A 12,542-nucleotide genomic window follows, 5' to 3' on the forward strand; every position below is an offset into this window, starting at 1 on the left:
GGCGGGCCGCGCGTGCCGCATCCGGGCGGGCGGAGCGGGCCGCGCGTGCCGCATCCGGGCGGCGCCGCCGGGTCAGGCGCCGCCGTGCGGAGCGCGCGCGAGGGTCCGGACGGCCGTGCTCGCGAACCGGAGCAGGCCGTCGTCCCCGGCGAGCCCGGCTGCGCGGCGACGGTACTCCTCCTCGACCCGCCGCCTGACCTGCAGGGTCTGCGCCAGATAGGTCTGCCCCGGCGTCGCGATGCCGCCGGCGATCCCGGCCCAGAGATCCTCGACCCCCACCTCCCACGTCCAGTGCAGCTCCTCGCTGAGCACGACGCGCAGCCCGGCCCGCTCGGCCAGGTCGGCGAGGCCCCGCGGGGTGCGGGCGAAGTCGAGATCAGCCGGCAGGCGGGTGCTCGGCGGCGCCACGACCTCGGCCGCCGCGAAGGCCCCGCCGACCAGCTCCTGCCATCCGCCGCCTCCGGCGGGCCAGATCGTCGTCGTCGCCGTGCCGCCCGGCCGCAGCAGCCGGGCGATCTCCCGCATCGCGTCCAGGGGACGCGGGACATGGTTGACGACGAAGTTCGCGACCACGGCATCGAACGCCGCGTCGGCGAACGGAAGGTCCGGAAGCTCTGCCTCCCGCACCTCGCCGGCGCCCGGGCCGCCGGCAGCCGCGGCGGCATCGATCACCTCCCGGGCGCGACGCACCATCGAGGGCGCCGGATCCACTGCGACGACCTGCGACCCCCGGGCCACCGCGCGTGCCGCCAGCTCGCCGGTGCCGCAGCCGACATCGAGGAGCCGCGGCCCCTCCGCGTCCTCAAGGATCCGTTCGATCGTCCCCGCGCAGAGCGCCCCGAACGAACGCTCATAGTCCGCGGTCGTCGTATCCCAGCTGCGCATGACCCCACGCTACGGCTCCCTCACCGCCGCCCGCCGCCTGCTGCACGGACCCGCCCCGGAATCTGGCCCTCACGCGTCGCCCGGGAATCGATCGGAGTAAGTCCGTCGCTACGCGCATCGATCGGAGTGATTCCGTCGCTACGCTCATCCGTCGGAGTAAGTCCGTCGCTACCTCGCGGGGAAGCGACGGATTCACTCCGACAGATCTCGTCGAGCAGGGGAAGCGACGGATTCACTCCGACAGATACCCGGGGAACGGGGACGGTACGGCGGTCCGACAAGCGGGAAGGCGTTTACCCGGGTCGGGTTCGGCCGTAGGCTTCGGGGAGGCACAGCGGCCGCCGGGCAGCGGTGGGCGAGCAGAGACCGCCGACGGGCGACCCGGGCGGCGGCGCTGTGCGACATCGGCTTCGACGAGGAGGACCTTGTGACCACGCGTATCCCCATCCCCCAGCTCACCGCGGCGTCCGGACTCGTGGTGGTGGTGCGCGGCAGCGATGCGGCGCAGTACCCGGAGGTCATCGACACCCTCGCCGAGGCCGGGGTGCGCAGCGTCGAGCTGACCCTGTCGACCCCGAAGACCCTCGACGTGCTGCCGACGCTGGTGGAGCGGTACGCGGCGAGCGTGGACGTGGGCGTGGGCACCGTGACCTCGCATCCGCAGCTGCTGCGCGCCCTCGACGGCGGCGCCCGCTACATCGTCACCCCGGTGACGGACCCGTCCCTGGTGGAGACGTCGATCGCCTCCGGCGTGCCGATCCTTCCCGGCGGCCTGACGCCGACGGAGCTGTTCTCCTCGTGGTCGGCGGGGGCCTCGGCGGTGAAGGTGTTCCCGGCGGGCCTGGTGGGCCCGGGGTACGTGAAGGACCTGCGCGGCCCGTTCCCGGACATCGAGGTCGTCCCCTCCGGCGGCGTGGACCTCGAGGCCGCGCGGGCGTGGCTGGCCGCGGGGGCCGCGGCCGTGAGCGTCGGCGGGCCGCTGCTGGGCGACGCGCTGAAGGGCGGTTCGATGACCGAGCTGGCCGCTCGCGCCCGCGACTTCGTCGCCGCCGTGCAGGACGCCCGATGACCCCTTCCGCGGCGCGGCCGCGCGTGCTCACCCTCGGCGAGACGATGGCGCTGATGCGCACCGAGGGCATCGGCTCCCTCGCCCACGCCCACCACCTCGCCCTGGGGATCGGCGGGGCCGAGTCGAACCTGGCGATCGGGCTGGCCCGCGCCGGGATCGACGTCACCTGGGTCTCCCGGGTCGGCGCCGATGCGCTCGGCGAGCGCGTCCTGCGCGAGGTGCGTGCGGAGGGCGTGGACGTGCGCGCCGCCGTCGACCCGGACGCCCCCACCGGCCTCATGATCAAGGCGAAGCCGACCTCGGCCACTACCACCGTCCAGTACTTCCGGGCAGGCTCGGCCGCATCCCGCATGTCCTCGGCCGATGTCCCCGACGAGCTCCTCGCCGCGGCGTCCCTGCTGCACGTGGGCGGGGTGACGACGCTGCTCTCGCCCGGCGCGGCGGCGACCGTCGAGGACGCCGTCCGCCGTGCCCGCGCGGCAGGGGTCGCGGTGAGCTTCGATGTGAACCATCGGCCCTCCCTCGCCCCGCCCGGGGGCGTGCGCGAGGTCTACACCCGCCTGGCCGCGGGGGCCGATGTCGTCTTCGGCGGGCTCGAGGAGCTGGCGCTCATCGCCCCCGAGGGCACCGATCCGGAGGACCCGGAGGCGCTGCTGCGGGCGCTGGATGCGCACCTGGAGTCCCTCTCCCCCGACGACGCGGGCACGGGCGGACGCGAGCTGGTCGCGAAGCTGGGCGGGGACGGCGCCGCGAGCCTCGTCGACGGGCATCTGACCCGCCATGACGGCTTCACCGTGCCGGTGGTGGACACCGTCGGCGCCGGGGACGCCTTCGTCGCCGGCTATCTCGCGGCGCGGCTGACCGGGGCCGACCCGGCCGAGCGGCTGCTGCGCGGCAATGCGCACGGCGCCCTGCTGTGCATGTCGCCCGGCGACTGGGAATCCGCGCCGCGGCCCGCCGACCTGCAGCGATTCCTCGACCCCGACGGCGACCCGGTCAGCCGGTAGCCGCCGGGGCCGGGCCGCCGCCGACCGCGGGGACCGGGCCGCCGCCGACCGGCCCTGGCCGGCCCGCGCGGCCCGCTCCGGCGCCCCATCGGCCGCGCCCGGCCGATACCATCGAAGGATGAGGCCGGAGGAGAGCAGCGCCCACGCCGCGTCGACTCCTTCAGGCGTCGACGCGGCCACCGCGGCCGATGCGTCCCAGCGCATCGGCGAGACCGCCCTGCGCCGGGGCGCCGCCGGGGAGAGACGGCCCCGCGGCATCGGCCGCCGGGCCCTGCTGACGGGGGCGGCGGCCGCCGCCGGCTCGGCCGTGGTCTGCCTGGGGCCGCTGTGGGCCCGCGCGCACATCCTCGACGGCCCGCGCGATGACGACCAGGGCTGGGGGACGGGCCCCGAGGCCGCCGGCACCGTCTTCGCCTCGTTCATCACCGACGTGCACATCGACGCGGTCGCCGCGGCGCAGGACATCCACCTGCAGCTGGTCCTCGAGGACATGCGCGCCCTGAACGTCCCGCTCGTGCTGCACGGCGGGGACATCACCGAGTTCGGGTCCAACGACACCTACGACCGCTACCTGCGGCTGGTCCCGGAGGACTTCCCCGGGGAAATCCAGCACGTCGCCGGCAACCACGAGATGCGCTGGGATCCCAGCGGCGGGAACGTGTACCGCGCGCGGATGCACGAGGAGGGCTCGCGCTCCTTCGACCATCAGCGGATCCACGTGATCATGCTCGAGGTCTCGGGCCCGCTGCAGGAGGAGGCGCACGTCAGCCGGGCGACCCTGGAGTGGCTGCGTGCCGATTTGCGGATGGCCGGGCGCACGCCCAGCATCATCGTCATGCATTGCCCGCCCGGGGCGGACTTCCACTACGTGCGCGGCATGGACCAGCTGTTCGCGCTGATCGCGGATCATCCCGTGCGGGCGATCCTCGCCGGCCACAACCATTCCGAGACCGTCACCCGGGTCAACGACACCATCGTCCTCACGGGCCGGGCGGTGAAGAACTCGCCCGTCCACTACCTGCTGCGCCACAGCCCCACCGAGGAGATGGACCAGCTCACCGTCGAGGCGGTCTCGCTGCCGGCGCCCGGGGACGACGGCGAGCGCACCGTCACGCCGGTCGTCACGATCCCGATGGGCACGCCGCGCGCCAGCGGCCACCAGGCCATGCCGCGGCGGCTGAACGCCCGCGCCCCCGGCTCGGCCGTGCACGTGAGCGCGCGCATCGGCGGCGAGGACGCCCTCGTCGCCGCCGCGGCGCAGGTCTGGGACGAGTCGCTGTACGGCCTCACCGAGCACGGCACCTGGTACGACATGAGCATCGACGGCACCCTGCTCGAGGCGCGGATCGACGTGGCCGCGATCAGCCCGCCGGTCCTCCCGGGCACGCACCGGGTGCGGGTGCGCGGCACCGCCGCCGACGGCGGGACCTGGGAGGCGGCCGATGAGCTGACCACCCGCGGCGGACCGGTGCGCCCGCTGGGCACCTACGAGGTGGACGGGGCGGTCACCGGCGCGGTGGTCCCCACCGGCGAGGACACAATGCTGGTGTCCACCGACCAGGGCGAGGTGATCTCCTTCGTCCTGCGGGGGCGCAGCCTGCGCCGGCAGTGGCGGGTGGAGACGGGCTCGGTCCATCGCCCGCTCGCGCTCTCCCCCGACGCGGGCACCGCCTACGTGCCCTCCCTGGACCGGGCGCTCGTCGCGCTCGACATCAGCCGGGGGCGCGAGCTGTGGCGGGCCGAGCTGCCCGAGCGCGTCGCCTCGGCCCCGCTCGTGGTCACGACGGACGGCCTGGAGAGCGTGCTGGTCAGCGCCGGGCCGACGCTGAACCGCATCGACGAGACGGGCACGGTGATGTGGACGGTGCCGATCCCGGTGCAGTCGTGCGGCCGGCCCCTCGTGCTGGGGGACACCGTGGTGATCGGGGCGGGGGACGGCACCGCCCGCGGCTACTCGCTCGAGCGGGGCGCCGAGCGCTGGGTCGCGCAGCTGGCGCGGCGGTCGACCGCCTACCAGCGCCTGCTGTACGGGCCGTGGACCACGACCGTGCGCCCCATCGGCGCGGACGCCGTGCTGGTGGGCACCGTGGACACCCTCCACTGCCTGGATGCGGCCGACGGCACGACCCGCTGGACGGCGGCCGCCTCGGCGATGTACACCCCGCCGGAGATCCTCGACGACGGCACCGTCCTCGTGGTCCAGGAGCGCGGGCAGGCGGCGCTCATCAGCCCCGACGACGGCACGATCACGCCCATCGGCGAGGGCGGCCAGGTGTCCCTGGACGCGGGACTCGCCCCCGTGGCCGGGACCCATCGGGCCTGGCACGTGAGCCTGACCGGCGTGCTCTCCCTGATCGACGCCGATGCCCCCGACGTCACCGCGCTGCACCAGGTCACCACCTCGCGGGTGATCGCCACCCCCGCCTACCTCCCGGTGCCCGGCGCGGTGGTCGTCGGCGACCAGGACGGGATGGTGCGCGCCTTCGACGTCACCGAGGTGTGAGACGGCGCAGGGCGCACCGGCGGCAGAGCGCACCGGCAGCAGGGCCCACCAACGGCAGGGCGCACCGACGGCAGGGCGCACCGGCGCGGGCCGGTGCACCCTGCGCGGAGGGTGCGGGTCGGCGGCGGGGACGGGCAGGCTCCGTCCCCATCGCCTCACTCGCGGTCGAACAGCATCCGGTAGGTGGAGCCGGCGATCGCCGCGCCGATCAGCGGGGCGAGGAGGAACAGCCACACCTGGCCCAGCGCCGCCGGGTTGAAGACCGCCACGGCGAGCGAGCGGGCGGGGTTCACCGAGGTGTTGGTGACCGGGATGGAGATGAGGTGGATGAGGGTCAGGGCGAGGCCGATGGCCAGCGGCGCGAAGCCGACCGGGGCGCGGCCGTGGGTCACCCCGAGGATCACCCACAGGAACACCGCCGTCAGCACGATCTCGATGAGCAGAGCCGACAGCAGGCTGTAGCCTCCCGGCGAGAGCTCGCCGTAGCCGTTGGTCGCGAAGGATCCCGCGGCGCCGGGGTCGATGGCGAAGGAGTCGGAGCCGCTGGCGATGAGGAACAGCACCGCCGCGGCGACCACGCCGGCGACGACCTGCGTGGCCATGTACGGCAGCACCGCCTTCGCCTCGATGCGGCCGCCCAGGAAGACGCCCAGGGTGACGGCGGGGTTGAAGTGGCCGCCGGAGATGTGGCCCACCGCGTAGGCGCCGGTGACGACGGTCAGGCCGAACGCGAGCGCGACGCCCACGAAGCCGATGCCCAGCTGGGTGCCGTCGTCGGTGAGGAAGACCGCCGCGAGGACCGCGGATCCGCAGCCGCCGAAGACGAGCCAGAACGTGCCGAGGAACTCGGCGATGAGACGGGAGGAGAGAGGAGGGACAGGAGAATCGGACACGGTGGCCTCCAGGGCTGCCGAGGAAGGGATGGGAAACGCCTGCTCGGTGCAGTCCTACCGTGCGGTCGATGATCCCGCAATGCCCGCGTTCCGGTATGTCCGAATGCCGTCCTGCCCGGCAGCTCAGCGGCCGGCCGGGGACAGCTCGCGCTCGAGGAAGAGGCTCGCCGCGCCGATCGCGCCGACGTCGTCGCCGAGCGTGGAGGACGTGATGAGCACGCCGTGGTCGCCGCCGCCGGCCCGCAGCGCGCGCTCGCGCAGCGCCGGCAGGGACGCCTCCTCGAGCAGTCCCCAGTAGGGCCCGCCGATGATGATGCGGTGCGGGTCGTGGATCCCGATCAGGGTGCGCAGCGCCTCGCCGAGGGCGCGGCCGTGCCCGGCGACGAGCTCGGCGGCCGCCGCGTCCCCGGCGCGGGCGCAGGCCACGACCTCGCTGAGGGCATCGGCGACCAGGGCGTCGGGGTCGTCGGCGATGACCCCCTGCTCGCGCGCGGCCTGCAGGATCCCGGAGGCGTCGGTGTACAGGCCGAGGCACGCCCGCCGTCCGCACTGGCACATCGGCCCGTCCAGGCCGGTGGGGAGGTGCCCGATCTCGCCGGCCTGCGTGGTGCTGCCGCGGTGCACGGTGCCGTCGCCCGCGACGGCGGAGCCCACGCCCGCGCCGACGTAGATGTACAGGACCGTCTCCTCCTGCGGGTAGCTGCCGGCCCACTTCTCGGCGGTGAGCGCCGCGTTGGTGTCCTTGTCGAGCACGGCCGGCAGTCCGGTGGCCGTCTCGATCTCGGAGACGATCGGTTCGTGGCGCCAGCCCGGCAGCCATGGCGGGTCCACCAGGATGCCGGCCTCGGCGTCCAGCCCCGCGGGCGCGGCGATGCCGATGCCGGCGAGCGCGCCGGCGACGTCGCCGCCGTCGGCCGCGGACATCCCCGCCTCGCGCAGGTCGGCGAGCATGTCCTCGAGGGCGTCGGCGATCCGGACCACGTCGTCCGCCGGGTCCTCGCCGGGCGGCTCGAGCGCACGCTTGGCGATGACCTGCGCGAACAGGTCGACGATGACGACGGTCAGCTGGGCGGGGTCCAGGTGCACCCCGGCGGTGAGCTGCGAGCCGGGGACGATGCCCAGCACCGTGGAGGGCTTGCCGCGCCCGTTGACGCGGGTGCCGTGGGTCTGCACGAGGCCGCGATCGATCAGCCGCCGCACGATCTGGGAGACGGCCTGGCGCGACAGCCCGCTGCGGCGGACGACCTCCGACTGGGAGATGCCCTCCGGCCGCAGCCGGATCGCCTGCAGGATCACCATCTCGTTGCGAGCCCCGAGATCCGGCATGGTCGATCCGCGCATGAGGTCCTCCTGGGCCCGTTCCTGGCCCGATGGTAGCGGCCGCTCCGCCGCCCCTTGTTTTATGTCCATCGGTGTGAGTAATGTACCCGGCGACACGACGGAGTGGTCCGGCCCACACGCTTCACGGACATCTCCCGCCCCCTGCCCCGCGCAGCGGACCACCCGTCATGACTCGGTGCACCGACGGGGTTGCACCGCATCTCGGAAGGAGAACGATGAGCGCCACCGACGTGGACGGAGCGCGCGCCGCGGGCACCGGAGCCCCCGCGCGATCCACGACGCCGCTCGCCGGAGCATCGGGCGAGAAACGCCGCATGTCCCTCACCCACAAGCGCAACCTCAGGCTGGGGCTGCTGTTCATCTCGCCCTGGATCATCGGCGTCGCCGTCTTCATCGTGTACCCGGTGACCTACTCGATCGGCCTGAGCTTCACCCGGTACTCGGGCATGGCGACCCCCACCTGGGTCGGCGTGCAGAACTACATCACCGCCTTCTCGGACCCGCTGGTCGCCAAGGCCACCGGGAACACGCTGTTCTACGCGATCATCGCCGTGCCGCTGGGACTGGTCGTCGCCCTCACCCTCGCGATCGCCATGAACCAGAACGTGCGCGAGGTCGCCTGGTACCGCACCATCTTCTACGCCCCCTCGCTGATCCCCGCCTTCGCGATGTCGTTCATCTTCATCGTGTTCCTGAACCCGCAGTTCGGCGTGTTCAACCAGGTCATCGGCCTGTTCGGCGGATCGAACGTGAACCTGCTGGGCGATCCGACGGGCGTGAAGATCGCGATCATCCTCATGGCGCAGTTCGGCGCCGGCAACGCGGCCCTCATCTTCCTCGCGGGCCTGCGCAACGTGCCCAAGACCGTCTACGAGGCGGCGCGCGTGGACGGGGCCGGCCCCATCCGCCAGTTCTTCTCGATCACCTTCCCGCTGCTGACCCCGGTGCTGCTGTTCAACCTCATCACCGGCGTCTCCGGTGCGCTGCAGGTCTTCACCGAGGCCTTCGTCATCACCAACGGATCCGGCGATCCCGACGGCGGCGCGCTGTTCTACATGATGTACCTGTACAAGACGGCATTCGGCTTCGCAGAGCTGGGCTACGCCTCCGCCCTGGCCGTGCTGCTGTTCCTGACGGGTCTTGCCCTGGCGCTGCTGATCTTCTGGCTCTCGCGCCGATTCGTGAACTACGACGTGGACGCCGCCTGATGACTACCTCCCTCACCGAGCACGACTCGAGCGCCGCCTCGAGCACCGCCAAGAACTCCTCGCACCTCGCCGAGCGCCGCCGCCAGCGGGCGGAGGACGCCGACCAGAACAACCGTCGCGCCGACGGCACCCTGCGGCCGTGGTACTCCACGCTCATCGCCCGGATCGTCATGATCGCGCTGAGCGCGCTGTTCCTGCTGCCGATGTACTGGATGATCGCCTCCTCGCTGAAGTCCAACGAGGAGCTCGCGAAGTTCCCGCCGACCCTGCTCCCCCAGTCCTGGGAGTTCGGGAACTACGTCAAGGCCATCACGGCCATGCCGTTCCTCCAGTTCTTCGCGAACTCCGCGATCATCACCGTCTCCGTGGTGGTCCTCAGCGTGGTCGCGAACTTCATCGTCGCCTACGGCTTCTCCTGCATCGAGTGGCCCGGCCGCGACAAGGTCTTCCTCGTGGTCATCGGCACCCTGTTCCTGCCGTTCCCGGTCACGCTCATCCCGATGTTCGACATGTGGGCCCGGCTGGGCGCGGTGAACACCCTGTTCCCGCTCATCATCCCGGCCATGTTCGGCTCCGCGTTCTTCGTGTTCCTGCTGCGGCAGTTCCTGCTGCAGATCCCCCGGGACATGCTCAACGCCGCCCGCGTGGACGGGGCCAGCGAATGGACGATCCTGTGGAAGCTCGTCTTCCCCACCGCCCGCCCGGCCCTGACCACAGTCGCGATCTTCGCCGCGGTCGGCGCCTGGAACGACTTCATGGGACCGCTGATCTACCTGCAGGACCAGAGGGTCCAGACCCTGTCCATCGGTCTGCAGACCTTCCGCTCCGTCAACGCCCAGGACGTCTCCTTCAACCAGCTCATGGCCGCATCGTTCCTCGTGATCCTGCCGCTGCTGGTCCTGTTCTTCATCTTCCAGCGGTACTTCATCCGCGGCATCACGATCGGAGGCTTCAAGTGATCGACAGACGACGATTCCTCGGCGGTGCGGGCCTCGCCGCCGCCGCGACCCTGGGCGCCACCTCCTGCGCCCGCAGCCGGGCGACCGGCGACAACGTCATCCGCTACTGGGGCATGGGCGCCGCCGACACCGACAAGGACCAGGCGGTCCTGGACGCCTTCAAGGCCACCGACGCCGGGAAGGACGTCCAGGTCATCATCGACCAGGTCCCCTCCAGCGGCGCGGCGGACAACAGCCAGATCATCACGGCCGTGCGCGGCGGGACCGCGCCGGACCTGTGGTGGATGGACCGCTTCAACGCCGTGCAGAACGCCTCCATCGGCCTGCTCGAGCCCATCGACGGCCTCATCGAGGAGTACGAGGACGTCTCCGTCGAGGAGTTCAAGTCCCAGTGGATCCAGTTCGCGGTCGACGAGCTGACCTACGACGGGCAGACCTACGGCCTGCCCACCGCGACCGACGCCCGTGGCCTGCTCTACAACGAGAACATCCTCAAGGACGTCGGGATCGACCTGGACATGTTCGACCCGACGCAGCACGTCATCACCTGGGACGAGCTGCGCGAGGTCGCCCGGCAGGTCACCCACGAGGACTCCCGCGGCAACTACGACCGCTTCGGCTTCGTGCCGTGGGTGGACCAGGGCACGCCCTACACCTGGGCCTTCGGCCTGGGCGCCGAGGTCTACGACAACGAGACCTCGAAGATCACCCTGGACTCCCCCGAGTGGAAGGCCGTGTTCGAGCTGTACGCGGACTGGGCCGAGGAGTTCCCCTACTCCAAGGTCGACGCCTTCTACGCGACCTACCAGCCGCCGAACGCGCCGCCCACCCAGAACGCGCTGTTCTCCGAGCGCCTGGCCATCACGCCGACCGGCCCGTGGCAGATCCAGGGCAACGAGAAGTACGCCCCGGACCTCCCGCTGAAGTGGACCTGGCTGCCCGTCCAGAAGGACGGCGACCCCACCTACACGTGGTCGGGCGGCCAGTCGCTGGTGATCCCCAAGGGCGCGAACATGACCAAGACGCTCTGGGAGTTCCTGAAGTTCTTCGCGGGCTACCCGGGCCAGTCGATCTACCAGCCGATGCTGGGCAACCTGCCCACGAACCTGCAGGCGATCGTCGAGAAGAAGTACAACCCGGGGGCGGAGCTGTTCCGGGAGATGCTCCCGAACTCGACCTCCCGTCCGCCGCTGCCGGTGGGCTCGGCCGTGTGGGACACCACCGACCGCGCCAAGTCCTCCGTGGCGCTGGGGTCCAAGACGCCGCAGGAGGCGATCGAGGAGAACCAGGCCCTGATCGCCCCGAAGATGGCGCTGTTCCCCGACTTCAAGATGCCCGAGACGTACGGCAAGCCCAGCCCCATCCCCGAGGCCTGAGCCTCGCCCGGGCTCCGCGACCTCCGCGTCGCGGGGCCCGGGCGGCCCCGGCCGATTCCGTCCCGAAAAGATCCGACGAATCGTCCGATGCCCCTCCCCAAGCCCTGCCCCCATCGGGCAGGCTGAAGACGTCGGCCCCTCGGCCGGCCCGGGACCCGGCACCATCGCGGGCCCCGACCCCGGCCACCGGCCGGACCTCCGGCCATCGGCCGGCCCCCAGACCTCCGGCCATCGGCCGGACCGCAGACCTCCGGCCTCCCGGCCGGACAGGAAACCCACGAGACGGGAAGCAGGAATCCACCCCATGACCTCCCCCCTGGACACGGCAGCGCCCTTGCGGATCGCCGTGCTCTCCGCCTGGCACGTGCACGCCGAGGAGTACGGACGCGCCGCGATCGACCACCCGGGCACCGAGCTGGTCGCCGTGTGGGACGACGACGCGCCCCGCGGGCAGGAGCTCGCCGAGCGCCTGGGCGTCCCCTTCGAGGCCGATCTCGAGGCGCTGCTGGCGCGCGAGGACCTCGACGGCGTCACCGTCACCACCGCCACCAGCGACCACGACGAGGTGCTCGGAAAGGCCATCGCCGCGGGCAAGCACGTCTTCACCGAGAAGCTGCTCTCCCCCACCGTCGAGGGCTGCGACGTCCTCGTCGAGGCGGCCGGCGCCGCCGGCGTGGCGCTGACCGTGTCGCTGCCGCGCCTGTCCCACGGGTACTGCGTGGCCCTGCGCGAGGTGCTCGAGGCCGGGACGCTGGGACGCCTCACGTACTCGCGCGTGCGCCTGGCCCACAACGGCTCCCTCGCCAACTGGCTGCCCGAGCGCTTCTACGACGCGACCGAGGCCCTCGGCGGCGCGTTCTCGGACCTCGCCGCCCACCCCGTCTACCTCACCCAGCTGATCCTGGGCGAGGACGTGCAGGTCGCCGGTGCGACCTACACCGACATGACCGGCCGCGGCGTCGAGGACAACGCGGTGGTCACCGTGACCTCGGCCGACGGCGCCATCGGCGTGGTCGAGACCGGGTTCGTCACCCCCGCCAGCCCGTTCACGATCGAGGTCCTCGGCACCGAGGGCTCCCTGATCTACGGCTTCGAGGAGGACGAGCAGGGCGCCGTGATGCGCGTGAACGCCGGCGACGGCTTCCAGCGCGTCGATGTCCCCGCCGATGCCCCCGCCCCCTTCGACCTCTGGGTCGAGGCGATCCGCACCGGCGAGCCCACCACCGAGAACCTGCGGCGGGCGCGCGCCCTGACGGCCCTGGTCGTCGCGGCGAACGACCGCGCGCACGCCTGAGCGGCCC

Annotated in this window: 10 protein-coding genes; 7 read left to right on the forward strand and 3 right to left on the reverse strand. The window is 72.5% G+C overall.

Annotated elements, in window-relative coordinates; all coding sequences use genetic code 11:
* Positions 1–72: 72 nt before the first annotated feature.
* Positions 73–885, reverse strand: a complete 813-nt coding sequence (locus BF93_RS16900; protein WP_051487135.1) for a class I SAM-dependent methyltransferase — start codon at positions 883–885, stop codon at positions 73–75.
* Positions 886–1,312: 427 nt separating this feature from the next.
* Between BF93_RS16900 and BF93_RS16905 the strand changes: the two genes are divergently transcribed.
* The 3 genes from BF93_RS16905 (at position 1,313) to BF93_RS16915 (ending at position 5,464) form a co-directional block, all read left to right on the forward strand.
* Positions 1,313–1,954 (forward strand): bifunctional 4-hydroxy-2-oxoglutarate aldolase/2-dehydro-3-deoxy-phosphogluconate aldolase, encoded by a 642-nt coding sequence (locus tag BF93_RS16905; protein WP_038374277.1) that lies wholly within the window; start codon positions 1,313–1,315, stop codon positions 1,952–1,954.
* A complete protein-coding gene (locus tag BF93_RS16910) occupies positions 1,951–2,961 on the forward strand; it encodes a sugar kinase (protein ID WP_038374278.1) in 1,011 nt (336 codons plus the stop codon). The genes BF93_RS16905 and BF93_RS16910 overlap by 4 nt, the downstream gene beginning before the upstream one ends.
* 118 nt (positions 2,962–3,079) lie before the next feature.
* A complete protein-coding gene (locus BF93_RS16915) occupies positions 3,080–5,464 on the forward strand; it encodes an outer membrane protein assembly factor BamB family protein (RefSeq protein WP_038374280.1) in 2,385 nt (794 codons plus the stop codon).
* A 155-nt stretch (positions 5,465–5,619) separates the two neighbouring features.
* Here BF93_RS16915 and aqpZ read toward each other — a convergent pair whose 3' ends face one another.
* Complete coding sequence (aqpZ, locus tag BF93_RS16920; protein ID WP_038374281.1) at positions 5,620–6,357, reverse strand: aquaporin Z; 738 nt, start codon at positions 6,355–6,357, stop codon at positions 5,620–5,622.
* 123 nt (positions 6,358–6,480) lie between these two features.
* On the reverse strand, positions 6,481–7,767 hold the full coding sequence (locus BF93_RS16925) for an ROK family transcriptional regulator (protein WP_232226481.1): 1,287 nt from the start codon (positions 7,765–7,767) through the stop codon (positions 6,481–6,483).
* A gap of 146 nt (positions 7,768–7,913) precedes the next feature.
* On the opposite strand from BF93_RS16925, the gene BF93_RS16930 reads away from it, so the two are divergent.
* The 4 genes from BF93_RS16930 (at position 7,914) to BF93_RS16945 (ending at position 12,535) form a co-directional block, all read left to right on the forward strand.
* Entirely contained in the window at positions 7,914–8,906 is a 993-nt protein-coding gene (locus BF93_RS16930) for a carbohydrate ABC transporter permease (RefSeq protein WP_051487136.1), read from the forward strand.
* On the forward strand, positions 8,906–9,865 hold the full coding sequence (locus BF93_RS16935; protein WP_051487137.1) for a carbohydrate ABC transporter permease: 960 nt from the start codon (positions 8,906–8,908) through the stop codon (positions 9,863–9,865). Before BF93_RS16930 ends, BF93_RS16935 begins: the two co-directional genes overlap by 1 nt.
* The gene (locus tag BF93_RS16940; protein WP_038374283.1) at positions 9,862–11,241 is read left to right on the forward strand and encodes an extracellular solute-binding protein; all 1,380 of its coding nucleotides are present in this window, start codon (positions 9,862–9,864) and stop codon (positions 11,239–11,241) included. The genes BF93_RS16935 and BF93_RS16940 overlap by 4 nt, the downstream gene beginning before the upstream one ends.
* A 304-nt stretch (positions 11,242–11,545) precedes the next feature.
* Entirely contained in the window at positions 11,546–12,535 is a 990-nt protein-coding gene (locus tag BF93_RS16945) for a Gfo/Idh/MocA family protein (protein ID WP_038374284.1), read from the forward strand.
* Positions 12,536–12,542 lie beyond the last annotated feature (7 nt).

Source organism: Brachybacterium phenoliresistens, assembly GCF_000576425.1.
Lineage (GTDB): Bacteria > Actinomycetota > Actinomycetes > Actinomycetales > Dermabacteraceae > Brachybacterium > Brachybacterium phenoliresistens.

Bases quoted from the DNA above. Each gene is read 5' to 3' on its own strand.
- BF93_RS16900 (WP_051487135.1), bottom strand. From the start codon at position 885: ATGCGCAGCTGGGATACGACGACCGCGGACTATGAGCGTTCGTTCGGG.
- BF93_RS16910 (WP_038374278.1), top strand. From the start codon at position 1,951: ATGACCCCTTCCGCGGCGCGGCCGCGCGTGCTCACCCTCGGCGAGACG.
- BF93_RS16915 (WP_038374280.1), top strand. From the start codon at position 3,080: ATGAGGCCGGAGGAGAGCAGCGCCCACGCCGCGTCGACTCCTTCAGGC.
- BF93_RS16925 (WP_232226481.1), bottom strand. From the start codon at position 7,767: ATGGACATAAAACAAGGGGCGGCGGAGCGGCCGCTACCATCGGGCCAG.
- BF93_RS16930 (WP_051487136.1), top strand. From the start codon at position 7,914: ATGAGCGCCACCGACGTGGACGGAGCGCGCGCCGCGGGCACCGGAGCC.
- BF93_RS16935 (WP_051487137.1), top strand. From the start codon at position 8,906: ATGACTACCTCCCTCACCGAGCACGACTCGAGCGCCGCCTCGAGCACC.
- BF93_RS16945 (WP_038374284.1), top strand. From the start codon at position 11,546: ATGACCTCCCCCCTGGACACGGCAGCGCCCTTGCGGATCGCCGTGCTC.